At 41.0% G+C, this 24,819-nt stretch carries 24 protein-coding genes and 1 pseudogene; 14 read left to right on the forward strand and 11 right to left on the reverse strand.

What is annotated here, in order from left to right; translation table 11 throughout:
- Positions 1-343: 343 nt before the first annotated feature.
- A complete protein-coding gene (locus tag RS893_RS12855; protein WP_315791498.1) occupies positions 344-679 on the reverse strand; it encodes a hypothetical protein in 336 nt (111 codons plus the stop codon).
- 778 nt (positions 680-1,457) lie between these two features.
- Here RS893_RS12855 and RS893_RS12860 point away from each other — a divergent pair.
- From RS893_RS12860 to RS893_RS12875, 3 genes and pseudogenes are all read left to right on the forward strand, one after another.
- Entirely contained in the window at positions 1,458-3,086 is a 1,629-nt protein-coding gene (locus RS893_RS12860; protein WP_315791499.1) for an ABC transporter substrate-binding protein, read from the forward strand.
- Positions 3,087-3,122: 36 nt separating this feature from the next.
- Positions 3,123-3,492: pseudogene (locus RS893_RS12870) on the forward strand (four helix bundle protein).
- Between the two features lie 68 nt (positions 3,493-3,560).
- On the forward strand, positions 3,561-4,586 hold the full coding sequence (locus tag RS893_RS12875) for an ABC transporter permease (protein ID WP_315791502.1): 1,026 nt from the start codon (positions 3,561-3,563) through the stop codon (positions 4,584-4,586).
- 153 nt (positions 4,587-4,739) lie between these two features.
- Here the strand turns inward: RS893_RS12875 and RS893_RS12880 are convergent, their stop codons facing one another.
- Positions 4,740-5,222 carry a DUF1579 domain-containing protein gene (locus RS893_RS12880; protein WP_315791503.1) on the reverse strand — a complete coding sequence of 161 codons (483 nt, stop codon included), beginning with the start codon at positions 5,220-5,222 and terminating at the stop codon, positions 4,740-4,742.
- Positions 5,223-5,561: 339 nt separating this feature from the next.
- Between RS893_RS12880 and RS893_RS12885 the strand changes: the two genes are divergently transcribed.
- From RS893_RS12885 to RS893_RS12910, 6 genes are all read left to right on the forward strand, one after another.
- Positions 5,562-6,473 carry a S1C family serine protease gene (locus tag RS893_RS12885; RefSeq protein WP_315791504.1) on the forward strand — a complete coding sequence of 304 codons (912 nt, stop codon included), beginning with the start codon at positions 5,562-5,564 and terminating at the stop codon, positions 6,471-6,473.
- Positions 6,474-6,505: 32 nt separating this feature from the next.
- Positions 6,506-7,138: a response regulator transcription factor gene (locus RS893_RS12890; RefSeq protein ID WP_315791506.1), complete on the forward strand. Its 633-nt coding sequence runs from the start codon at positions 6,506-6,508 to the stop codon at positions 7,136-7,138.
- Between the two features lie 167 nt (positions 7,139-7,305).
- Complete coding sequence (locus RS893_RS12895; RefSeq protein ID WP_315791507.1) at positions 7,306-7,440, forward strand: hypothetical protein; 135 nt, start codon at positions 7,306-7,308, stop codon at positions 7,438-7,440.
- A gap of 118 nt (positions 7,441-7,558) precedes the next feature.
- Positions 7,559-7,753 carry a hypothetical protein gene (locus RS893_RS12900; RefSeq protein ID WP_315791508.1) on the forward strand — a complete coding sequence of 65 codons (195 nt, stop codon included), beginning with the start codon at positions 7,559-7,561 and terminating at the stop codon, positions 7,751-7,753.
- Between the two features lie 390 nt (positions 7,754-8,143).
- Positions 8,144-8,722, forward strand: coding sequence for a hypothetical protein (locus RS893_RS12905; RefSeq protein WP_315791509.1), 579 nt, complete (start codon positions 8,144-8,146; stop codon positions 8,720-8,722).
- A gap of 638 nt (positions 8,723-9,360) precedes the next feature.
- Positions 9,361-9,612, forward strand: coding sequence for a hypothetical protein (locus RS893_RS12910; RefSeq protein ID WP_315791510.1), 252 nt, complete (start codon positions 9,361-9,363; stop codon positions 9,610-9,612).
- 400 nt (positions 9,613-10,012) lie between these two features.
- On the opposite strand, the gene RS893_RS12915 is transcribed toward RS893_RS12910, so the two are convergent.
- Complete coding sequence (locus tag RS893_RS12915; protein WP_315791511.1) at positions 10,013-10,321, reverse strand: hypothetical protein; 309 nt, start codon at positions 10,319-10,321, stop codon at positions 10,013-10,015.
- A 46-nt stretch (positions 10,322-10,367) separates the two neighbouring features.
- Here RS893_RS12915 and RS893_RS12920 point away from each other — a divergent pair, with 46 nt between their 5' ends.
- Together RS893_RS12920 and RS893_RS12925 are read left to right on the forward strand one after the other, a co-directional pair.
- Positions 10,368-10,730: a hypothetical protein gene (locus RS893_RS12920; protein WP_315791512.1), complete on the forward strand. Its 363-nt coding sequence runs from the start codon at positions 10,368-10,370 to the stop codon at positions 10,728-10,730.
- 133 nt (positions 10,731-10,863) lie between these two features.
- Positions 10,864-13,044 carry a helix-hairpin-helix domain-containing protein gene (locus RS893_RS12925; protein WP_315791513.1) on the forward strand — a complete coding sequence of 727 codons (2,181 nt, stop codon included), beginning with the start codon at positions 10,864-10,866 and terminating at the stop codon, positions 13,042-13,044.
- Between the two features lie 183 nt (positions 13,045-13,227).
- On the opposite strand, the gene RS893_RS12930 is transcribed toward RS893_RS12925, so the two are convergent.
- The 4 genes from RS893_RS12930 to RS893_RS12945 form a co-directional block, all read right to left on the reverse strand.
- Complete coding sequence (locus RS893_RS12930) at positions 13,228-14,820, reverse strand: GMC oxidoreductase (RefSeq protein ID WP_315791514.1); 1,593 nt, start codon at positions 14,818-14,820, stop codon at positions 13,228-13,230.
- 305 nt (positions 14,821-15,125) lie between these two features.
- Positions 15,126-15,434: a hypothetical protein gene (locus RS893_RS12935; RefSeq protein ID WP_315791515.1), complete on the reverse strand. Its 309-nt coding sequence runs from the start codon at positions 15,432-15,434 to the stop codon at positions 15,126-15,128.
- Complete coding sequence (locus RS893_RS12940; protein WP_315791516.1) at positions 15,431-15,649, reverse strand: transferase hexapeptide repeat containing protein; 219 nt, start codon at positions 15,647-15,649, stop codon at positions 15,431-15,433. The genes RS893_RS12935 and RS893_RS12940 overlap by 4 nt, the downstream gene beginning before the upstream one ends.
- 166 nt (positions 15,650-15,815) lie before the next feature.
- The gene (locus tag RS893_RS12945; RefSeq protein ID WP_315791956.1) at positions 15,816-16,034 is read right to left on the reverse strand and encodes an Hfq-related RNA-binding protein; all 219 of its coding nucleotides are present in this window, start codon (positions 16,032-16,034) and stop codon (positions 15,816-15,818) included.
- A gap of 136 nt (positions 16,035-16,170) precedes the next feature.
- Here RS893_RS12945 and dapF point away from each other — a divergent pair, with 136 nt between their 5' ends.
- The 3 genes from dapF to RS893_RS12960 all read left to right on the forward strand — a co-directional run bounded on the left by dapF (position 16,171) and on the right by RS893_RS12960 (position 20,923).
- The gene (gene dapF / locus RS893_RS12950; protein WP_315791957.1) at positions 16,171-17,016 is read left to right on the forward strand and encodes a diaminopimelate epimerase; all 846 of its coding nucleotides are present in this window, start codon (positions 16,171-16,173) and stop codon (positions 17,014-17,016) included.
- A gap of 356 nt (positions 17,017-17,372) precedes the next feature.
- Complete coding sequence (gene mnmG / locus RS893_RS12955) at positions 17,373-19,310, forward strand: tRNA uridine-5-carboxymethylaminomethyl(34) synthesis enzyme MnmG (RefSeq protein ID WP_315791517.1); 1,938 nt, start codon at positions 17,373-17,375, stop codon at positions 19,308-19,310.
- Positions 19,311-19,672: 362 nt separating this feature from the next.
- On the forward strand, positions 19,673-20,923 hold the full coding sequence (locus RS893_RS12960; RefSeq protein WP_315791518.1) for a hypothetical protein: 1,251 nt from the start codon (positions 19,673-19,675) through the stop codon (positions 20,921-20,923).
- Between the two features lie 466 nt (positions 20,924-21,389).
- On the opposite strand, the gene RS893_RS12965 is transcribed toward RS893_RS12960, so the two are convergent.
- The 4 genes from RS893_RS12965 to RS893_RS12980 all read right to left on the reverse strand — a co-directional run bounded on the left by RS893_RS12965 (position 21,390) and on the right by RS893_RS12980 (position 24,693).
- A complete protein-coding gene (locus RS893_RS12965) occupies positions 21,390-21,734 on the reverse strand; it encodes a hypothetical protein (RefSeq protein WP_315791519.1) in 345 nt (114 codons plus the stop codon).
- Positions 21,735-21,776: 42 nt separating this feature from the next.
- Positions 21,777-22,163, reverse strand: a complete 387-nt coding sequence (locus tag RS893_RS12970) for a nuclear transport factor 2 family protein (protein ID WP_315791520.1) — start codon at positions 22,161-22,163, stop codon at positions 21,777-21,779.
- A gap of 175 nt (positions 22,164-22,338) precedes the next feature.
- Positions 22,339-24,231, reverse strand: coding sequence for a hybrid sensor histidine kinase/response regulator (locus tag RS893_RS12975; RefSeq protein ID WP_315791521.1), 1,893 nt, complete (start codon positions 24,229-24,231; stop codon positions 22,339-22,341).
- Positions 24,232-24,246: 15 nt separating this feature from the next.
- The gene (locus RS893_RS12980; protein WP_315791522.1) at positions 24,247-24,693 is read right to left on the reverse strand and encodes a response regulator; all 447 of its coding nucleotides are present in this window, start codon (positions 24,691-24,693) and stop codon (positions 24,247-24,249) included.
- Positions 24,694-24,819 lie beyond the last annotated feature (126 nt).

A 24,819-nucleotide genomic window follows, 5' to 3' on the forward strand; every position in this document is an offset into this window, starting at 1 on the left:
CCAGAGCTTGAATTTTCCACAGCTTGGTCTTAAAAGTCAGACAGCGTGGTTGCTTAAGCAATGAACAACACTCGGGAGCGTTTGATCCCAAGGTCGCGATCGCTAAGCAAAAATGAGAATGTTTAAAAAAGTGTAACTATTGATGGAGCTGTTTGCAAGGGTATAAAGGCATTTAGGGTTAGTAACTGGTCAGTGAATAGTAGTTGTTTGTTGGTTGTTGATTGTTAGTTGTGATTTGTAACAAAAAGTTAACAACTAAAAAATTATAGATATTAAGCATAAAGGTTAAGGGCAAAAGGAAAATCCCTTTACCCTTTTACCTTTTCCCTTTCCCCCGAAATAATTACTGCACCACTGATTCAAGACTTTGTAGCTGACATCTAGCTGAAGCAGTTTCTAAGCGCTCTATTACTTGCTCTGCGCTCATTAACCGCCTCAGTATAACTTGACCGATCACTTGACTTGATACACCTGTTTGCGGTGATGTAATTGGCTTCACTTCTACAGTGATCACGGCATCTTCTACTTGGTAGAGCCACATGACTTCACCTTGTTCTAATAGACAAATATTCATACGTTGAATATCTGGCTGGCGTCGCCATGCAGTTATCTGCCAAAGTCCTTCCGATGCCCAAACTCTACCAACTGTCCATCCTTCAGATAAAAAGAAGTACTTCACACTTTTAGTCTCGCTGTTAGATTCTTCAAGATTAGTTGTTAGCAATACCGTGAAAACCTCAGTTACTCATGTATAAATTGAGGTTTATACATTATAGCTATGGGAGCAAAAAAGAGTGGAAACTACAAAGAGGACACATAAATATGACATGGAGAGGAATAGAGTGTGGAGCAAGGAGTGAAGTTAATTAAGAGTTCCTACTCCCTCTGTGCCCCATTGCCTGTTACTTCCTCCTTAATAATTTCTACATTTGGAAGATGCACAATCAAGCTGTTCTACTAAAACCTAACAAACCTCTTCTTCTATCAAATCTGAATTTGAGACTAGCTTTTGTTATTTTGTAATTTTAATTAAATTAAACATTCTTGTTTATTAAGAAATGTTAAATCATATGTTATTTTGATAATTTTGAAAAATTTAATCAAATTCAAAATAAAAGGTACACACATTAATTATGGATTGACTTTATTACTTAATCCCTGATCGCTATTTTCAAGCTAAATTTAAATGTAATTTCTCATACATTAAGTATTTTTTTCTTTTAAAGCAATAGATTATTAATTAATCAATTTATTAATAAAAAATGAATTTATTAAGGGCGCATTACTGTGGGTCCCAACTATTGCCTTATGAGTTCGTCTGTATTACACAGTTCAGCGTGATTGTAGGTGATGATAATAGAGTTTCACATCTAAAAACCCAAACCATAAGATTATTTTGGAAGTTATGTAGTAAAATTACAAACCATTCATATCAAAAGTTCATATTATCCATAATTATGAATTGGTCTTTTTTGTCTGCTAGACGATGGTTGCAGCTTACACAAGTACTTACTGTTTGTCTGTGTTTATTTGTAGTTGTAAGTTGTAGTACTAATCCACAAACAACCACATTAGCATCTGGTAATGGTCGTATTACTGTTGGTACAACACTAAAACCGCGTACTCTCGATCCAGCTGATGCCTATGAATTGGCGTCACTATCATTGGTTTATAACATGAGCGATCGCCTCTACACTTATGAACCAGGAAGCACAGAAATAAAACCGCAGCTAGCAACCGCCTTTCCAAAAGTCAGCCAAGATGGTTTGACTTATACCATTCCCCTACGCCAAGGAGTGGTGTTTCACGACGGAACTCCTTTTAACGCCGAAGCCATGGCCTTTACTATCCGCCGTTTTATCGAAAATAAGGGTAAACCTGCTTTCTTGCTGGGAGATGTGGTAGAGTCAGCCAAAGCTACAAGAGATTACGAATTAACAATAAAACTGAAAAAGCCATTTGCAGCATTTCCATCGTTGCTGGCGTTTGCTGGTGTTTGTCCCGTATCGCCAAAAGCTTATGAAATTGGTGAAGGAAAATTTACTCCAAATATTTTTATTGGTACTGGCCCTTACAAATTAGTAAAATTTGGCCCTGACTCATTGCAATTTGATGTATTTGGCAAATATTGGGGAGAAAAACCATTAAATCAAGGTATTAACGTCCAAATTCTTAGCAGTGGAGTGAATTTATATAACGCCTTTCGTAAAAAAGCTGTGGATGTAGCTGGCTTAAGTATGGACCCAGATCAAGTTCGTAGTTTGGAAGCAAGTGCAAAAAAAGGGTTTTGGCAAGCGATTCCGAATCAAGGTAATGTGGTCAGTTATCTAGCTATCAACCGTAATCAAAAGCCAGTGGATAATCCAGCAGTCAGAAGTGTGATCGCAGCAATGATTAACCGTCCGGTAATATACGAGCGAGTCTTGTATGGTCAAGCAGAAGCACTTTATAGTTTAATCCCCAAAGCATTCAATGATTATCAACCAGTTTTTAAAGAGCAATATGGTGATGGAAATATTCAAAAAGCCAAAGAATTGCTACTCAAAGCTGGCTTTTCCAAAGATAATCCAGCTAAAGTCGAAATTTGGTATCCTTCTGGTTCTCCAACTCGGAGTTTAGCAGCAATAGTCATCAAAGCTCTTGCAAAAAAAACAATGGATGGTATTCTCCAATTTGAAATAAATACTGTAGAGTCTACTACTGCTTTTAAAAATATTGCTAAGGGCTTATATCCAACATTTTTACTAGATTGGTATCCTGATTTTTTGGACGCAGATAATTATATTCAGCCATTTTTATCTTGTAATCAAGGTTCACCAGAAAAGGGATGTGAAGATGGGGGAAGTCAATCTCAAGGTTCTTTTTACTATAATCCCCAAATGAATCAACTGATTGACAAACAACGTCAAGAGCAAAACCTTGAAGCACGCAAGCAAATATTTGCAGAAATCCAAAAGATTTTGGTACGAGATATCCCTTACATCCCCCTATGGCAAAGTAAAGATTATGTATTTGCTCAAACAGGTATGACTGGTGTACAACTAGACCCCACGCAAATTTTGATATATAAGAATCTCAAAAAATAAAACATTGGTAATTGGTAATTGGTAATTGAGGATGGTATGGGGAGACCTAATTTTGAAGAGTTACAGGTTTATAAATTAGCAGAAAAGCTGGCTAATAAAATCTGGGAAATTGTTATAAAATGGAACGATTTTGCTAAAGATACTATTGGCAAGCAAATTGTGCGTGCTGTCGTATAGTATTGGAGCTAATATCGCAGAAGGTAGGGGTCGTTATAATTATCAAGACAATAAACGTTTTGTCAAAATGACCAGGGGTTCTATGAATGAAACAATTCACTGGATGAGACTAGCGTATGCTCGTAACCTACTAAAAAGTGAACAAGTAGATATCATTAAACCAATTATTGATGAATTATCTCCTAAGCTAAATGCCTACTTAAATTCCATTGGTAATAGTGAGAAATAATAGGTGATATTTAATGTTTAATAAATAATAAAATTACCAATTACCCATTACCTATTACCAAAATTATTATGTCACGATCTAAAGCTTTAACATATTACGTCACAGCCCGTTTATTGTTGGCTCCACTTCAGTTATTGACAATTATTACTATCGTATTTCTTTTACTAAGAGCAACACCTGGAGATCCTGTTGATGCAATCTTGGGTGCGCGGGCCCCAGAAAGCGCTAAGGAAGAAATGCGAAAACAGCTAGGTTTAAATTTACCTTTGTGGTTACAGTACTTTAAGTATATAGGCGACTTATTGCGCTTTGATATGGGCAAATCTATTTCTAGTCGCGGTCAGCAAGTCTGGGATATTATTTGGCAATATTTTCCAGCTACAGCAGAATTAGCAATATATAGTATTGCGATCGCTTTGATTGTTGGGATTGTAGTTGGTGTAATTTCTGCTTCCCGTCCTGGTACAGCTTTGGATGTAGGAGGAAGATTATTTGGAATTATTACTTATGCACTGCCAATATTTTGGGCAGGAATGATATTACAATTAATTTTTGCTGTGCAGTTCGATCTATTACCTCTAGGAACACGCTACCCTGCAACTATTCCTGCACCAGATACTATTACTGGATTGTATAGCATAGATAGTCTTTTAAAAGGCAATTTCACGCAATTCTTCACTGCTGTGCAATATCTCATTTTGCCTTGTTGTACCTTAGGAATTTTGCTCAGTGGTATTTTTGAACGTATTGTCCGTGTAAATTTAAAGCAAACGATGAAAGCAGATTATGTAGAAGCTGCAAGAGCTAGAGGTATTCCTGAGAATAAAATTTTATTTTCTCATGCTTTTAAAAATGCTTTGATCCCAGTTATTACTGTCTTGGGATTAACTTTTGCTTCCCTATTAGGTGGAGCAATTTTGACAGAAGTAACTTTTTCTTGGCCAGGTTTAGCAAATAGATTATATCAAGGAATTTCAGAGCGAGATTACCCTGTAGTCCAAGGAATCATGGTATTTTTTGGAGCAATTGTTGTGGGTGCAAGCATTTTAATTGACATTTTAAACGCCTACGTAGATCCACGAATTCGATATTAGTTTCTCTTTAATATTCTTGCAAATCTTTCTTTAACAACTCTAAAATCAGGTACGGATCTCCAGGCAATCGTACTCTGGAATAAGGGGAACTAGTCGTGAGAGTTTTTCAATACCATTTCCCTATGTTCCACGCCGTTCAGGTTTGACTTTTCGCTATTGCTTCCGCCGATAGTTCGCAGTCATAAACTTGTGCCACTGTCCGTCATCGCCTAATACATGTGATGTCAGCACTCGGTGATCGTCGCTTTTGAACTCAATCACGTCCTTGTACTTTGCCATCTTCCCCTCGGCTGTCATATCGGGGCCCTCGGCGTTGAGTGTCAACACCCTTTGCTCTGCATCCATTTCACCGTCGTATACCCAGAGGTAGGTCATCATCGACCCAATCCACGTACCCACGTACCGCTTCTTCTGCGGATCGTAACCGAGGGTCATCATCGTTGTCGCACTGCCGCATCCAGGCATCTCACTTTGTCCTTCGGCTAGAACCCAGAGTTCCCCAAGCGATCGCACACTCTCGATTCCCCCAAACTTCTCAGGAGGGTTATCGGGCTCCATTGTCGCCTCTGTTTCGTATGTCCACTCGCCGACGAGCTTCTGTAGCCAATTGTGTTCGTTCTGCGGTTCAGTATTCATTAGAAACACTAGCCTTTCTATCGACTGAATTTATTATAGTACCTATGTACTAGTAAGGCAAGTACAAACACAGCTCTGAAGAAAGACACTAGGTGGCGCTAGATTGAGCCACTCAATCAAAGCTAAGAGACTGAGCTTTTTTCTTGAGATTTTGAACAAAGCGTTAGAAAAAACGTGTGTTCGTAATAGCCTTGGGTATGTGTAGACCCAGTTGCGATACGGCAGTGTTTTTAACCCTAGCCATTTTTCTAGGGTGAATTCTCCCCATTTTTCTGATGCTATCAGTGCTTACAAAAAGTCATGATCTGAGCATCCAGAAACTTTTGAAGGAGAAATTTTATGTCCTCATTATTGGCTGTGTCCAACAGTTTAGCGGAAACCGTAGAGCAAGCAGGGAGCGCGGTAGTTGCAATCAATGCTGGTACACGGATTTCGTCAAGTGGCATTCATTGGCATCATGGTATTATTATTACCTCTGATGAATCACTCCAGCGCTATGATGAAATTACCGTGACTTTATCAGATGGTCGTAGCGTACCTGTCACATTCTTAGGTCATGACCCAAGCACCGATATCGCAGTGTTTCAACTTCAAGATGTAGAAATCCCTGTAGCAAAAATAGGCGATGCAACAACACTCAAAGTTGGTCATCTGGTACTGGGACTAGCAAGAAGTAGGGAAGGTGATTTACGAGCAGCGATGGGTGCGATCAGTGTAATTACTGGTGCTTGGCAGAGTATAAGCGGTGGCAAAATTGACCAGTTTATCCGCCCAGATATCAACCTTTACCCTGGTTTTGCAGGTGGGCCACTCGTAGATGTATCTGGTGATGTGGTAGGTATGAACACATCAGGGCGACGTGGTACGGCTTTGACTATTCCCACTGCTACAGTTAATCGAGTAGTTGAACAATTGGTAGCCAAAGGACGGATTTCACGGGGATACTTGGGTCTAGGAATGCAGTCAGTACGCTTACCAGACAACCTGAAAACTACCCTAAATTTAACTTCTGCTGGTGGGGTGATTGTCGTTAATGTCGAACCGTCTGGACCAGCAGATAATAGTGGTGTGTTGCTTGGCGATGTGTTGGTAACATTCGATGGCGTGAATGTCAGTGACACAGGTGATGTGCTAGCGCTGCTTAATAATAGCGATCGCATTGGTAAGAATGTGAAAGTACAAGTTGTTCGGGGTGGGGTGTTAGTTGAGTTAGCGCTAACAGTTGGCGAACGTCCCACTAAGGAAGATTAAGTGTAGGGCAAGAAAATTGCTGAGTCAGCAACATGATTAGAGTAATGGTAGTTGCTACTTCTGGTGTGGTGCGGGCTGGGTTGTCAGCAGTAGTCACTACCAATCAATTGATGACAGTAGTAGGAAGTGCATCCGATTTAGATCTACTGGCAAGGGAAATTGGACGATTACAACCTGATGTTGTCTTGGTAGATTTAGGCAATAATCCTCAACAATCTGTGTGGAAAAAATTGCTGCTGTTGAATGAGCAGCAAGACCCGTTAGGACTTATCGTCATGGTTGAGGAACTTGATAGCATTGACCTAGAAGCGGCAATGTATTCTGGTATTCGGGGTATATTGCCCAATAGCAGCACAGAGTCAGAAATTGTTGCTGCTGTTGAGGCGATCGCTAGTGGTTTGGTGGTACTGCACCCAGATGCGATTGAGTTGCTTTATCGGCGTGAAAAAGTCTGGAACAATCCTGTCCAAACCTTAACTACACGGGAGATAGAAGTTTTAGTTCTGCTTGCTTCTGGAATGGGTAATAAGCTGATCGCCAAAAGCCTACATATTTCGGAACATACGGTGAAGTTTCATCTCTCATCCATTTTTCAAAAACTTGGTGTCTCTACCCGCACTGAGGCAGTTGCTGTTGGTGTACGACTAGGTTTGATAATGCTTTGATATAAGGCAGAAGGCAGAAGGCAGATGGGGTAAGAATTTTCATGTTTCCAAAATGAGAAGGTAAAAAGGCATTTTCAGGAAGAAGCTGATAAATTCAGAAGGTTAATCGCTAGAATAATTGCAATTCAAGAAATGCTTGAGCCCTTACCTATTTATCACTATTTGTTATGCCTCTAAATGAGTTGCTACCGACTGTTAGTAAGCTATTCCATCAAGACAAACTGCGCCTCATCCATTTTGTCTTGCTGGAGGTAGCAAAGGAAGAAGGATGCAATTTAGAATCAACTGATAATCAAGAGTAAGAAAATCTGCTGTTGAAACAACTGCAATCTACTGAAGCAGTTGTATGGTCTCCTTATGAAGCGTATGAAGCTGCTCAGACATTATCTAATTTACTGACAGTAGCAAAGCAAGAAGATCATGCTGGAGAGTAGGCGATTTCCCTTTATTGAGCGCAGCAATACTCCTAGTGTTTCAAACACTATGCCTTATTTACCAGGGACAAAATCTACACAAGCACCTCTAATACTCGGACACATGAATTTCTTTGCAGAGTTTGATGTGTGTTTTTACCGTGCTGATTTAGCTTTTGAGGTGCGTCCAAGAATAAAATAAATAGTCAAACGTTATTCAGTGAAACTGGATCAGGCTGGGTTTTGGGGCTATTTGATCCTAGTTTCAACTTGAGGTATTGGAACAGCGATCGCATTAAGCTTGTAAAGTGGGTGGCGTGAGCAACAATTCACTCTCTTTTTTAAGTGTATATACTGAAATAAATCATATCTTAAAAAAATTGGTGCGATAGCTAAATCCACTTTCATAAATTCTTATGATGCAAGAAGGACAGCTTTTCCTTAGTCACCGATCACCTACAAACTATCCTGAACGAGCACTAATTACGTAAGCAACAACCACCCTAGTGATTTGATAGCATTAACAAAAAAGCTGATCGCCTACAAACCAATCTGAGCGATCGCACCTCCTCAGCAGATTTGCAAAAACACTATGGCAAAGCATAAGAAAAGCAATCTCCAGTGGATTAAACAAACGCTTGAACTCAAAGCTGATCATCACTGGGAATCTCCACCAGGCTACAAAATTTTTGTTGCAGGTAGAGGTGCTGTTCGCTTCAATGTTCCCCATAATTGGGTTTTTGAGCCACAAGAAAAATCGTTCAAGTTCCTGGATAAAAAACCGCCAAACGATGATTGTTGCTTGGAAGTATCTTTCAATCGTCTCCCACCCAATGACTGGAGCCAGTTTCCACTCAAACCGACTTTAAAGAAAGTCATAGACAACGACGAACGCAACGTTATTGAGAAGGGAGAAATAGTTACTCTCAAGCGCCAAACAGCCAGAATTATGTGGGCAGAAATTAAGTTTATCGACACTCAGACAGAACCACGAGAAGCTTTTTCGCGGACTTGCATTGGTTTGGGATCGAATGTGCAGTGCTTGATCACATTCGATTATTGGGCAGATCAAGCAGAGCAGTTAATACCTGTTTGGGATGAAGTGATGCGTAGTCTCACACTTGGACTGTATATCCGTGACCCCAGGACTGGTCTGGCTTTCCCAGACTGAACCACAAGTATAAATAAGCTAGAGGTGATGCCGCAAAAAATATAGTCAAGGGCGATCGCTGAGTCTAGCTGTTGCGGCTGGTGAACGTAAATTTGCACTCACAAAAGTTTTATAGTAGTGTACCAAAGCATAATTTTGAAACTAAATCAATAGATCTGAGCCATTACTTCAGACTGGAACAATACTAACTAAAATGCTTATCGATTTGTTTTAAGATGTAAAGATAAGTAAAGAGCCATATCTTATCAAATTACATCCATTAGCATCTATACTTACAACTAATATCAAGTTCGGCTAATTGCTTAAAATATTATGGTGGACGTAGTTGGTAATTGTCTTTTCCTATCATCCATTACCTAATACCAGCCTACCCGACATTATTAAGTATTCAAGCGAACAAGATGTAAATTACTGTAGCTACAACTAGCAGCACAGGAACAAGAATCACAGAAAGCCAAAAATCACAGAAAGCATTAAAAAATGAAGATATTGCTGTAGCTGTGATGCAGATTTCATCAGGGTATGTAGGGGTGAAATGTTGTAGCTACAATAGCAACAATGTCAAAGGTACTGATAAGTACACAGACAAATAAAGATATCGGGGTTAACAACTGCGGCAAAAATTTTAGTGCGAAGGAATGAGTACAATGTTTGACTTAGCAGTTTTTATTTACGATGACACAGATGAAACAACGGCTAACTCCATTGGTCAGTATAGAGCCAGGTTTGGAGTTGTACCGAGAGTAGGAGATTATATTTATAGACATGTAGGTATAGAAGGGGCTATTGACTGCCAAGTCATAAAAGTATCTGTCGTTCCCAAATTAGATCAGAATACTACAGATGCGGATGCAATCATAAAAGCTATACGCATAGAACCCTTATATTGATATTTCACACTCAACTAAATTTACTCCACAACACATGTATTTTAAAGATTTCTTCCCTCCAAAACTGTAAAGTTTAGGGGGGTTAATTTGACTTTTGCAAAACTGTTAATGACTCATCGCTGCTTCCTCTGCGGTTTTTTTATCAAGAAAGGCTTCGGGCAAATGGCAGCTATGCGAAGATCTAAAGTTTTCGTTCGTGATTGAGCCATCTGTACCCTCTGCCAAATGGGTTTAAGACCCCCAGTAAATCTTCGATTTACTGGTCTGCAATGTTCCTGAGGGCACAAGACGCGGAGCGGCTTCCGCAGGTATCTCCCTTTAATTCCCTTCTGCCACGGTGTTCTTTGTTCGCCCGCAGCTTTGCAACCCACGCCTCCTCTGCCTCCGTACTTCTGCCTTCTCAAGTTGAAGGCGTGTCATTTTGTTTGCGCTTGTCCTCATCTAGCGCTTTCTGGATGGCTTGGCGGCAAAATTCGCCTGGGTTATCCTTGCTTTTTACTTCTTGGTAGGTTGATTCAGATACCCTGATTGAGAGTGTTTTGGTAAGTGGTTCTTCTCCAGCAGGCTCAAAACCATGATTTTTGATGTTTGGATTGCCACCTTTTCTAGCCATTAAAATATTAACACAAAATTGTTCTAATAATTCGTGTACTATTATATAAACGTAAATATAGTGGCTGCGCTTCCGGGAAGTTGATGTAGCCACCATGTCCAATTGACAATCAATGGACATTTATATGATGACATGAGAACAGTTGCAATCACTATTTTTAGAAGATTTGAAAGCGATCGCTAAGCATTGCCAAATACAGCCACTTGGTAATCAAGATCAAGCAGAAAGCTGGATTAATGTTCTGCTGAGATTTCCGTATCGTGCCATAGATCAAATGCGTGATGGAGTGGGATTGCGATCGCCTGGAAATAATGCTGTTCTTTATCTCAAGTACATACTTAATCTGATTGGTGAACCAACAGATAACCAATTTGCTTTGATTCGTGCAACTCAAAATGATGAGTGGCTAAAGGGTGAGGAATGGCAATTTTATCAGGAAAAGCTTTTTGAGTTATATCGAGTTCGGTTGCTGCTAAAAGAAGCATTGAAAATTTTGGTTGATTAATTAGTTTGGATATGCGCTAAATCGTCAGATAATTTTGTCTGATGATTTTTGTTATGTAATGAACCGCAAAGACGCAAAGTGCGCGAAGAAGAAATTTTCTGGTAGAAGGAGAACAGAAGATGATTCTACAAATATGCAAAGCCGAAACGTGATTAAGTTTTTCCTGGCTTTGATTAGTTTGTTGATGTTGTTGCTGTTTTCATTTCCCCTACCTGCTTTTGCCCAAGCAGAACGGACACCCTTAACCTTAGAATTGTTGCAGGAAAGATTGCGTACACCTACTGTCCGTGAAGGTAGTCTATCAGTAGATTTACGGCAGATGCTGATTGATTTACGACCCGAAAATGCTGCTTTTCGTGATGCTTTTTACCAACTGCTGCGAAAAGAATTACAAAAAACTGGTTCTAAACCTTTGGGGTTGGATTTAAGTAGTTCTTTGATTCAAGGGGATTTTATTGGTAGTGACTTGGGTTTAAGAACCCCTGTTTACGCACAAGCGATCGCTCCAATTTTCACTGCTGCTGAACAAGAACAACTCAAACGTTTACGGTTAGTTTGCTTACAATCACTCAGCGTTGCTTTACCGAGTTCCAAAGATTGTCGATCGCTTTTAGCAACTCCAACTGCTGCTAGTGATATCAGTGTTTTCCGTGGGACATTGGTTTTAGAAAAAACTCATTTTACTGGAACAGTACAGTTTGCCAACACATTTTTTCTCCAATCTGTCAGTGCCCAAGGTGCAATTTTTAACCAACAAACCAATTGGAATGAAACACGGTTTAGTCGTTCTGCTAGCTTTGCCAATGCAACTTTTCGGCGTGAGAGTCAATGGCAAAGTAGTATTTTTTTTGACAAGGCTAATTTTAAGCAAACGCAATTTCAGGAAAACGCATATTTTCAGGAAAGCTTTTTTGCAGACAACGCCAGCTTTAATCAAGCAAATTTTAAACTATTGGCTAAATTTAATCGCACTCAGTGGCAAGGCAATGCAGATTTTTCTGGGGTACGTTTTATTAATTCTGCACAGTTTACCAAAAATATTTTCCATGAGTTTCTATTTTTAGGGGAAGCGACTTTTGAGCAAGCTGTCACTTTTCGAGAAGCACAATTTCATCAACCCGTGAATCTGCGGGGTGCTAGCATTCTCAAAAGCGCAGATTTTAGTGATGTGGGGTTTGCCAAAACTGCTTTTTTAAATGTATCTGGATTAGCTTTTAACTCGAATCAAGCTAAAATTTTAGGAAACTCTGGTCAAATTGGTAAAAAGCTAGTTGTAGCGACATTGCAAGGCAATCAAAATGTCTTGCGAAATTTAGGGCAAAATTTTCGGCAGTTGCAGCAAATAGCTGATGCTAATCAAGTAGAGTATACAAAACAGCAACTGCGGCTAGCAGAATTAAGTCGTCGTTTGGTTGGTGTTAATATTAATGATGCCTCAGAAAAAAGTTTAGTTAACCTGGGTTTTTCTCCAACTCAAGCAGAAGCCATCATTCGTCGCAGATTAATTAAACCGTTTCGCAACACTAGCGAATTACTTTCTCTTGCAGATATTGATTTAGAAACTTACAACAAACTGAGCTCACAGATAGTAGTTGGCGAACCTTTGTTTTTGAGTGGATGGTTACTGTTAGCTTGGAATTGGCTAACCTTGAGTTTACTGCTGCTACTTTCTGGTTACGGTACAGATTTTCGCTTAGTATTTGGTGTGGGAACTATTGCGATCGCCTATTTTGGCTGGTTATTTTGGCTGATAGATCGGCTGCGTCGTCTGTATCCTAGCGCCATTATTCCCACAATTGACGAAAGTATATGGATGTTGACAAGCTTTAGTGTCTTAACACTGTTTGGATTGTTTGCCATTTTTCGCAGTGCTGAACAACCCTGGTTGACAATCGCATGTCTTGTGATCATTATTGTTCCTGTACCAGTGGTTTTGTTATTGCGACTATATCACCAAGGTCGCTATCACGACTTAATGGACACTTCCTATTTCACAGAAGACGGAAGTATGCGACAGTTACGATTGCTAATAGGACGCTTACCAGTGATTCCTAGATATGAAGTATTTCGCGATCGCTACATGCCATTATTATGGGATCGGCGTTGGAATTGGCTTAACTACTACGACTTTAGCCTCAACAATCTGCTGAGAATAGGCTTTAATGACATTCGCTTGCGAGACAAACACCTACCTAGCATCATCTCCACATTAGCTTGGTATCAGTGGAGCCTGGGAATACTTTACATCACCCTACTATTGTGGACATTATCTCGCACAATTCCAGGCTTGAATTTGTTGATTTACTTAAAGTAGCTTTTGAGGGAACGGGAAATAAGAAAAATTACGAATTTATCAACTTTGTATACAGCCAAAAGACCGGAGTTCAAATTTGATACTGAGTCAAGGAATGGTGAGTATTTGTGTACAAATCGCTAGTGATCCTGCTCAGAAAATTTTGCCATTTATTTATGATTGGTAGAGATGAGTACAAATTACTTACTTACCAATATTGTCCTCTGCAATAATTCGCTCGACGCAGCGTTCGGCAAGTGCAGCGATTGTCAGGGATGGGTTGACACATCCAGCATAGCCTGGAATCATTGCCCCATCGACAACATATAGACCCTTGTAGCCTTTGACTCTGCCGTAAAAGTCACAAGCTTTTCCGAGTACGGCACCACCAAGCGGATGTAATGTTACCTCATCTAGTACATGGGCAGTTTTGGGCTGATACGTGCTGTTTGTATTGGCTTGGTTAAGTGTTTGATATGTTTTCAGAGTTGCTTGGCGCAGCTGAACTATCTCCGGGTCGAGTAGCGGCCAGGTCAATTGCACGCTATCGGTGAGTGGGTTAAATAGGAATTTCCCCTTGGGGGAACCAATTCCAAATCCTAAGAGATAAAGATGATCTTGCTGTGTTTCCTTCCAGAATGGAAACGGCTGAAGCGCTATCGGTGCAAGTGGGTTGGTGTGGTCTTCAACAACAGCGCTTAATGGACCACCTTGGCTAGGGTTAGTGGCTGGTAGACCGACCTGAAGACCAAGAGTATCAGCATTATTTCCCCAGAAATTTCCTATAGCGTCATTGAGCTTTGGCAGCGTTCCTTTTACTTTTGCTTTGACTAAAAGCTTAGTTGTTCCCATTGAACCAGCCGCCAAAAAAACATGCTTACTAGTAAAAATGACCTTTTGCAGGACATTTGCGTCTTCGTCAATTTGGTTGCAAACAACTGCGTAGCCAGACTCAGGCATCTCATAGATATCCGTGACTACGTGCAGTGGTAGGATTTCAACAAACCCAGTCTGTTCTGCTTGCAGTAGATAGTTGCGATCTACACTGTTCTTGCAACCGCTATTGTTCCCATACAAAAATTCACCAGCGATCGCAGACGGAACACGCTCTCCAGTTATCTCCTGACGAACCACATCCCAGTCGAGGTTCATGTCCAATAGCTTTCCGGGTAATCCTGCATTTGCTGCTTCCTCTAGGAAGACGCGTGTTAAACGGTAGTAGTCTGATGCCAATATATCTGCTGGAATCGGGCTGGGCTTGAGGATTGAACGCACTCTGGGATAATACACCCGGGCCATCTCATCGTAAGAGATTGCTTGTTGAAAAACCCGATCAAAATTAGCGCGTGTTGGTTGGTAGGTAACTGCGGAATAGACGAGAGAACCACCACCCACACCTGCACCTGCTAATACTACGATGCCTTTTTCCGCTAAAATCTCTACTATTCCGGTATGCGCGTAAATAGCGAGAGGCTCGATACCACCGAAGATAGGAACAGAAGAGGAGTTCAGCCACCAAGAACGGCTATCTGGAGTACGCAAGGTGGAGAAAGTGTTCTGTTCTTCAGTCAGAATCCAACGACGGCCGCGTTCTAGTAAAAGAGTGTGTATTCCAGCTTGTGCCAATCGTAGCGCCGCAACCGCACCGCCAAAACCACTTCCAATCACAATCGCATCTATAGGCTCACTTCGAGTAGCTAAAGAACAAAGGAAATCAGCATTACTAATTGCATAACCTGCTAGAGTAAAAGCCGCACTTTTGAGGAAACGCCGTCGGGAAATGCGGTGAGAATTCATAGCGTTTCTTGTCACGTTTAGTAGAAATCAAGCTTTAGATATAGCACGGAAATCTTTTAAGCAGGAATTCATATGCAACTACTTCGGTTTGCTAATTACTCAAAGCCTTCAAATAAGCGATGCGTAAGACCTGCAAGCAGAACGTTAGTATCTAGTACAATTTGATACAGTTTTATGCTCTTGATTATCAATGCGATCGCTTTATATCAAACCGTCCAATCCTCTGTTACTAATTCTGGTACTTTAACTAAAGTCACTAGAATTCCGGGTTAGCAACACCAAGTTTCGCGAAAGTGCGATCGCTGCTATTCGTAAATCCATTGTTGATACGCGAATTTTTTGACTCGTAATTGATCAAAAATTGCGATCGCTCCAGCATCGAAGGGTAAGACTGGAGCCGTTGAAAAGCCCTGAAGCGTTTCTAAAAGTAGCGTATATCCACGAATTACGTCAGCCTTTGTCTGAGCGCCGATCACTTGCTCATGGAAACTGACAACAGACAAAGTAAAATCTGCGGGTGAGTATTGAGCAATTCGAGCAGTTAAATTAGCAAACTCTGAATCTTTACGCCTTTGCAAGAAACTAATGTGGTCAGTATCGAGTAAGTATTTCACACTAATTCGTCACTCTCATCAATAGGCTTGTCAGCCTCACGGAATGAGCGCCCATATTCCAAAGCTTCTAGAAAAGTAGATTCGTCGGAAATCGAGCCAATAAGTTTGTCAAGCCAGTTGCTAAAAGTTAAGTTGCTATCAGTTTTACGTTTAAGATCCCTGACCTCCTGTTCAAGAGTTGCTAAACGACGTTCGACAGTGGCTTCATCTAACATAATTTCCTCCTTGCCTTCCGTTTGTAGTAAACGAAATACCATTAAGCGTAAAATACACGTTTTTCTCTTAAATTTTACTGAGCTATTTTATCCATTGCTCAATCTCCTCATGAACCTAATCTACGAAATGATTTGATTGCATTGACCAATTTAAAAAATATATTTGCTAATTACTCAGAGGCTTCAAATAAGCGATCGCCTGCTTCCAAATAATTACCTGTTGGCTGTTATTATCTACAAGACACACACTATATTGGTCTTGCCACATTACTTTGCCGGTCAATATATCACCTGTTAGCAATTTAATCTCAGTTAGTGCTGCTTGTTTAATCAGGTTTTGTAATTGGCGAGTGCTAGGTAAGGAAGTGTCAAATTCGGCAATCATAGTCATTAGTAGAGACGCGATTAATCGCGTCTGTGCAATAGTCATTTGTCTTTTGTCATTAGTCATTGGTCATTAACAAATGACAAAGGACAAATGACCAATGACAAAACACAAATATAGTTCATGGATTTGGGGAATGGCAATAGAATTTACTAAGTATCACGGTTTGGGTAACGATTTCATTTTGATTGATAATCGCTCTGATTCAGAACCCATAATCACTCCAGAGCAAGCAGTACAGTTGTGCGATCGCCATTTTGGTATCGGTGCTGATGGTGTTATTTTTGCCCTTCCAGGAGAAAACGGTACTGATTATACAATGCGGATTTTTAATTCCGATGGTTCCGAACCCGAAATGTGTGGCAACGGCATTCGTTGTTTAGCTGCGTTTTTGGCTGAATTAGAAGGTGAGTCACGCCAGGGTAATCAATATCGGATTCATACCCTTGCTGGTGTAATTACACCCGAACTGATGTCCGATGGACAAGTGAAAGTAGATATGGGTATCCCCAGGTTACTTGCTGGCGAGATTCCTACCACTCTATCCCCAGCTGATCAGAAAGTTATTAACCAAACCTTGGAAGTGGCAGGAAAATCTTGGGATGTCACCTGTGTCAGCATGGGTAATCCCCATTGCATAACTTTTGTGGAAGATGTAGCAGCAATTCCCCTAGATCATATTGGCCCGCAGTTTGAACATCACCCAGTTTTTCCCCAACGGACAAATACTGAATTTATTCAAGTTGTTCGCCCAGACTACCTCAAAATGCGCGTTTGGGAACGTGGTGCTGGGATTACTCTCGCCTGCGGTACTGGCGCTTGTGCTTCTTTGGTGGCTGGAGTGTTGACAGGGAGATGCGATCGCACTGCTACTGTAGAATTGCCTGGAGGTTGTTTGCAAATAACCTGGTCAGAAGTTGACCAAAGAATTTATATGACAGGCCCTGCTGAGCAAGTATTCCAAGGAAAGTATAGAATTTAGCAGTTGATACTCTCAGGTTAGAATTTGGTAGGAGAGGCAAAAAGCGGTGTGGATATTCCTCCCGCTTTATTGCCGTTGCGTTATGGATATTAACCCACATTCCGCAGGTAAACGAAAAGCTCAATGGTATTTTTGATGAATGACACCATCAGCATCAGAAATAAGAGTACAAGATATTGACCACTGCGGTATAGTGACAGGGATTATTGACCATTACCAATTACCTATTACCGACCCCTACGGATAATATCAGTGTTCAAACGGACATGATATGAATGGAGTACCATTGAGCGTGGGGGACTTACGGCGAGTTAGTTAGAATTAATTAGAATCTCCATGCTTAGTGTTTTCTCATTATGACCATGCACAATTCTATAGATTTCCAAGACGCTTTTGATGTCATCGTCGTTGGTGCTGGTCACTCTGGTTGTGAAGCAGCGCTTGCTACCGCACGCCTTGGTTGCCGTACCATGCTGTTGACACTCAACTTAGATAAAATTGCTTGGCAACCTTGTAATCCAGCAGTAGGTGGCCCTGCAAAATCTCAGTTAACCCATGAGGTGGATGCACTCGGCGGAGAAATAGGTAAGATGGCAGACCGTACTTACCTGCAAAAGCGGATTCTCAATTCTTCGCGGGGGCCTGCGGTGTGGGCATTACGCGCCCAAACTGATAAGCGGGAATACGCAGCAGTGATGAAAGGTATTGTTGAGAATCAAGAAAATTTAACTGTCCGCGAGGGGATGGTTACAGATTTAGTACTGGGTGCTAACGATGAAGTTATTGGTGTTCAGACTTATTTTGGTGTAGGTTTCCAATGCAAAGCGGTCATTCTCACAACTGGTACATTCTTAGGTGGCAAAATTTGGGTTGGTAATAAGTCAATGTCAGCTGGGAGGGCTGGAGAATTTGCTGCTGTTGGGCTTACGGAAACTTTACAGCGTTTAGGCTTTGAAACTGGGCGCTTGAAAACAGGTACGCCTGCACGAGTTGACAAGCGGTCTGTAGATTACAGCAAAATGGAACTCCAGCCAGGGGATACCGATGTGCGTTGGTTTAGCTTTGATCCCCAAGTGTGGGTAGAAAGGGAACAAATGCCCTGCTACATGACGCGGACAACAGCCGCAACCCATCGTCTGATTCGGGAAAATCTCCACCTATCGCCGGTGTATGGTGGTTGGGTAGAAGCGAAAGGGCCGCGTTACTGTCCTAGTATTGAAGATAAAATTGTCCGCTTTGCTGATAAGGAAAGCCACCAAATATTTATCGAACCAGAAGGTAGAGATATACCAGAACTTTATATTCAAGGGTTTTCTACAGGATTGCCAGAAAATTTGCAACTGCAAATGTTGCGGAGTCTTCCTGGTATGGAAAACTGTATCATGTTACGTCCGGCTTATGCTGTGGAGTATGATTATTTGCCTGCAACTCAGTGTTTTCCCACACTAATGACAAAGAAAATAGCAGGACTGTTTTGTGCTGGACAAATTAACGGCACAACTGGCTATGAAGAAGCAGCAGCCCAAGGGATTGTGGCAGGAATTAATGCGGTACGATTTGTACGGGGAGAAGCGATGATTGTGTTTCCCCGTGAAGAAAGTTACATCGGTACACTAGTTGATGATTTGTGTACAAAAGACTTGCGAGAGCCTTACCGGATGTTAACTAGTAGGTCAGAGTATCGTTTAATTTTACGTTCTGATAATGCTGACCAACGCCTGACACCTTTGGGAAGGGAAATTGGTTTGATTAATGATCGCCGTTGGGAATTATTTACCCGCAAGCAAGCAAATATTGTCGCCGAAAAAGAACGGTTGCACAGCATCCGGGTGAAAGAACATGATGAAATTGGCAAAACGATCGCCCAAGCCACAGGACAAGCGATCAAAGGTTCGATTACCCTCGCTGATTTATTACGGCGTCCTGGCTTTCATTATCTAGACCTCAACACCTACGGACTCGCAAATCCCCACCTCAACCGCGCCGAAACAGAAGGGGCAGAAATTGATATCAAGTACTCTGGTTATCTGGCCAGACAACAAAATCAAATTGAGCAAATTGCTCGTCAGGCCAATCGCCACTTACCTGCGGATTTAGATTACGGAGCAATTGATACCCTTTCTAAAGAAGCACGGGAAAAGCTCACTAAGGTAAAACCGTTGACCATCGGTCAAGCAGCACGTATAGGTGGTGTGAATCCGGCTGATATTAACGCTTTGTTAATTTATTTAGAATTGCGTAGAACAAAGACAGATACTGAGTTTTCAGCTTTAGCTTCCCCACAGACTTTATGAAGCGGGAGTATAGTAGTAGGGTATATCAGGGTATAGTTGAGTATGATTGATGACATCAGTATATACTGAGAATAATCATCTAGCTTCCTGACTCCAGTCGAATTTGATACCAAAACCCTCATTAACTCGTCTAACTGAGGCGGGGTAATAGATTTTTGCTCCCAGATCAGCATACAGGGCTAACAAAAATAGGGGAAAGGGAAAAACTAGATGATGGGGGATAGGGAGATAAGGAGATGAGGAGAAAGATTCCTCTCCACTTCCCCAACTCCCCAACTCCCCGTCTAGTAAACTTTACTCCTTTCCCAACTTCTACAAGAAGTCTATTTTTCCCTACGACGAAGCTAAAACTGAAAATTCCTATGTCTCAACAAGCCAGCACCAACCTCATTATTCCAGAACCATCAGAGGAATTAATCACCATTGAACCTTGGACGATAGACACCTACGCAGATGGTTTTATGGATGATCTATTTGCCGAAATAGACTCGATTTTGGATGGTAGTCCCAACTTACCTTCGCATACGGTGCAGCAAACATACACGCATCTACAAACAGTGAGGATACCGCCAGTTGTCTTGCCAAATCAACAGTGGCAAAACATACAAACAGTAACGCACTACAGAAACAACCCGAATGCAGTGGTGGTGAATTCTGCTTCTGTCAGAAAAGTTGTGAAAAGAGTACGCCCAAAATCACGACACTGGTTCAGTCGGATGCTGAGTGTGGGAACAACCTTAGGAGTGGCGATCGCTAGCATTGTTTGGTTAATGAACTCTGGTTTGTTCCACCGCTTTAGATTAGCATCTTTCCAGCAAGCCTTAGAAGAACCCCAACCACAACTGCCTACAAAAGCACAAATAGAAGCAGATTTTGTGAATTATATGTTGGGTTCGCTTGCTGCCATAGACAGACAAGAAGCGAAAACCAATATCAAACCTGTCAATGTTGCACTCGCACCAGGAGTAACAACTCGTACAGCCTTGGCTTATGTCAGGAATGACCAACCTCCTCCTAACCTACCACCAGTTTTGACCGCGAACAATACATCTCCTGCTCCGAGTTCTTCTACTTCTACGAACGTTGTTGAGCGAATTTATATCCCTGTTTATAAAGCGCCATTACCAATGCGCTATGTACCTCCAAAGGTTTCTGGCATTAGTACAACTTTGCCACCACTGCCATCTACGATGAATCAAAAAACAACAAATACATTTAAACCACTATCTGTTGTCAAACCTTCTCCCAATGGTGGGATTAAACCAACAAAACCCGCGAATGTCTTAGCAGTAGTGCAACAAAACCTCAAACCCGTAGATGTAAAAGCTGCACCAATTACAGTTAGACAAGCACCCAAACCAACTATCATCAATCAACAACCAACACCTGTTGCATCTGCGCCCACTCCCGCCTATATTCTTGAGGGATTGCTAGAGTCAGAGAATAAATCCAAATCTGCTGCTTTATTTCAAATCAATGGTGTAACTCAGCGCATTGATATTGGTGAAAGCATCGGTTCTAGTGGTTGGACGCTAGTAGATGTTGCGAACAAAGAAGCAATCATTCGTCGCAACGGCGAAGTGCGATCAATTTTTGCTGGACAGAGATTTTAGATAGTTAAGTCGGTGTGAACTTAGCTTGTCACTGAGGCTGTTAGTGGTTAGTGGTCAGTAGTAAAAACAACTTCTAATACCAAATTGGTATAGAGAGTCTTGTTTAAGAATTGTGGAACAGCCTCTTAATCAATGGTTTTAATCCAAAATCCAAAATCCACAATTGGGATAATTCCCGTCTACACCTTGATACAGTAATATCTTTTGCCTTTTGTGCAAACCAGACTTAGGGTACATCATCTTGAAACTTAAGTTTAATTCGACAAAAATGAAGCCACTAAACTGTCCCAATTCAAAGATTCAAATGCAGAAAAACTCCGCGTGACTCTGCGCTTACCTCCGCGCAACGGCAGTCGCTACAACGGGGAGAACCCCCGCAACGCGTAGCCTCCCCTTTGCGTTGAAAAAATGCAATATTTTCACGGAAAGCTCAATCAAATAGCTTACCTAATTAATTCTTACACTTTTAACGAGATTCTAATTTAGTAACTCGCTTTTCTAATCCTTGGACTTGCCGCTTAAGTTCGACTACTAATGTCGCCAGTCTATCAAACATTTTATCTTTTTGTTGTTGAGAAAGATTTCGTCGGGATGGCGATGGAGTTATGGTTGTTCTGGGTGATGAAGAAGGACGATTTGATAGCTGGGATTGGAGTTGGTTTACTTCTGACTGCAAGCGATTAAAATCTGCTTCTAAATTGTTAAGTCGAGATTCTATTTGTTGCGATACGGCAGGATGAGAAAATAAACCACCCCAAATAAAAATAAATGTTAGTATTCCTAGAAAGATGAACACCCCGATTCTTTTCATTGCTTTGATATGGTGATAATTATATCACTACGTTAGCGCATCTCATCGCATAATCGGGCTGGCATGATGATGTATTAAGTACCATTTTTCACCCAGTAATTCAAAGATATTTGTAGCTAGCGATCGCGCTTCGATTTTCCTACCATTAATTACTTGCATCACATTTTCTACTAACACAATATAGGCAAGATGATCGCGTATCTCTACAGTAATTATCTCGGTATTAATTTCAATGTAAGGAGTATTTTTAAATATCTTCTGCCAAGAGGTAGAAATTGCTTTCCAACCCCGGAGTATATCCCAGCCAGGGTGAACACAAAGACTAGCAGTTCCTTGAGACCAAACTGCACTCATAGCCTCAATATCTTTTTTTTCAAACGCCCGGTAAAAAGCGTCATTCACAGCTAAAATTTCAGAATTATTTGTCATTGGTCATTGGTCATTGGTCATTGGTTAGTAGTTAGTAGTTAGTGGTTATTCCTCCACTCCCCACACTCCCCCACTCCACCCTGCGGGAAGTCGCTTGCGCGTCTACACACTCCACCCTACGGGAAGCCACTTGCGTGTCTACACACTCCCCATCACCCCATCTCCCCACCACAAACTACTTTCCACTTTTCACCACACCAATGGTTTGCAATAATTGCTTGGCAGTGTATGGTTTAGATAAAAAGGCTTTGACACCAATTTCTGCTGCGGCGTTAACCTTTTCGGTGGAAGCCAGTCCACTGACGGCAATAATTTTGACGTTGGGATTAATTTTTTTCAAGGTGCGAATGGTTGTCAGTCCATCCATAGATGGCATAAGCATATCTGTTAATACTACAGATATTTCGTCGCGATGTTCTGCATAAAGAGCGATCGCTTCAATACCATCGCTAGCTGTGATTGCTTTATAATTGTGAGTCTCTAGGGATGTTTTGGTGATGTCTCGAATCGAATCTTCATCGTCAACAACCAAAATTAATTCACCATTGCCGATAGGTAATTCTTTTTCTGGTTCTTCTAGAGTTTCTGGTATCTGTTGTGCTGGCAAATACACTTTAAATTGACTGCCTTTGCCAACTTCACTATAGACACTAATAAAACCGCCGTGACTTTTGACGATTCCTAGTACTGTAGAAAGACCTAAACCAGTTCCTTTACCAAATTCTTTAGTCGTATAAAATGGTTCAAAAATCCGGTCTATGATTTCCGTGGCAATACCCACTCCTGTATCACTAACGGTAATAGCTACGTAAGCACCTACTTGCGCGTCTAAATGCATTCTGGCGTAATTTTCATCTACTAAAAAGTTTTCGGCAGAGATTGTTAAAGTACCACCGTTAGGCATAGCATCACGGGCATTGACACATAAATTCATCAGTACTTGATGTAGTTGGGTGGCATCACCATATATAGTCCAGAGGTTTGGAGGGATGGTGGCAGAAACGTCAATAGATTTCGGGAATGTTTCTCTCATTACTTGCTGAATTTCTCTCACTATATGCTTTAATTGCAGCAAAGTGCGATCGCCTTCCATTCCCCGAGTAAAAGATAATACTTGTTTAACTAAATTTGCTCCCCGTTTGGCATTACTAATTAAAATTGGTAAAAGTCGCTGACTGCGCTCATCATGTAATTGTGATTCTAAAAGTTGCGCTGTCATTAATATTGGTGCTAGGACATTGTTAAGGTCATGAGCAATACCACTAGCCAAAGTACCTATACTCTCTAATCTTTGGGCGCGTAAAAATTGTGATTCTAATAATTTTTTTTGGGTAATATCAGTATTTACAACTAAAAAACATTGGGTTGTGTTGTCAAAATCTTTGACGAGTGTCCAACGGCTTTCAACTGTAATCTCTTGACCAGTTTTTGTGATTTGTTGTAATTCACCTTCCCAGGCACGATTTTTCATTAGAATCGAGAGGGCGGCTTGTAATTTTGATAAATCTTTTTCTTGCCAAAGTTCTAAAGCTTTTTTACCAATAGCTTCTTCTTTTTTCCATTTGTAAAGATGTTCAGCAGCTTGATTCCAAAATAAAATTTTACTGTCTAAATCCTGGACAAAAATGGCATCAGTTGCCACATCTAATAAGGCGGCTTGTTCCCGGATTTTTTGCTCATTTTGTTTACGTTCTAGGGCATAACGAATAGAACGTTCTAGTAAAGGGGCTGCTAATTGGCTTTTTTCTAGATAATCTGCGGCCCCGGCTTTCATCGCCTCGATGTCTATTTCTCTGTCTCCCTGACCAGTGAGAAAAATAATTGGATCTGTACAGCCACGATCAATAGCTTCACGCAATAATTCTAGTCCGTTGCCATCGCCTAAACGGTAATCTACCAAATAAACATCATATTGCCCAGAGGCGATCGCATCTCTACCTGCTTGATAGTTATCGACCCATTCTAATGTACACGAAGCTACTTGAAATTCTCTAAACCAATCGCGAGTTAATATATAATCATCTTCATCATCATCAATTAGCAAAACCCTAATTAAGTTGTTTTTCATTGCTGCCTCCCACGCTTATAGCGGCAGTTCTACAATTTCAAACCAATACTTTCCTATAGTCTTCATCACTTCTACTAAGGCGGCGAATGTCACCGGTTTAATGATGAACGAATTTGCTCCCAAATTATAGGTACGATAGATATCTTCCTCTGCTTTTGAGGTAGTGAGTACTACAACAGGAATTGCCCTTAGTTCTGGATCATTTTTGATTTCTCTGAGTGCTTCACGACCATCTTTTTTAGGCATATTCAAATCTAACAAAATCAGACCTGGACGAGGTGAAATATTAGGATCTGCATATCGACCGTGCCGATAAAGATAATCCATCAACTCTTCACCATCTCGAACGATCTGTAGCTCAATGGTCAAGCGACTTTCTGCTAATGCTTCACGAACTAACATACAGTCGTCCTCATCATCATCGGCCATTAAAATAGTGACGGTTGTTTGCCGACCCTTCACTCTGCATTTTCTCCTTTATAAGGTTTCTTAGGATTAATTCATTATTAAATTGCAACAAATAGTCATCCGATTTTGGATTTTGGATTGACCCCTAAGATTTATCCGCTTTCTTGTACCATCAAGGAA

It is taken from the genome of Fischerella sp. JS2, from assembly GCF_032393985.1.
Taxonomy (GTDB): domain Bacteria; phylum Cyanobacteriota; class Cyanobacteriia; order Cyanobacteriales; family Nostocaceae; genus Fischerella.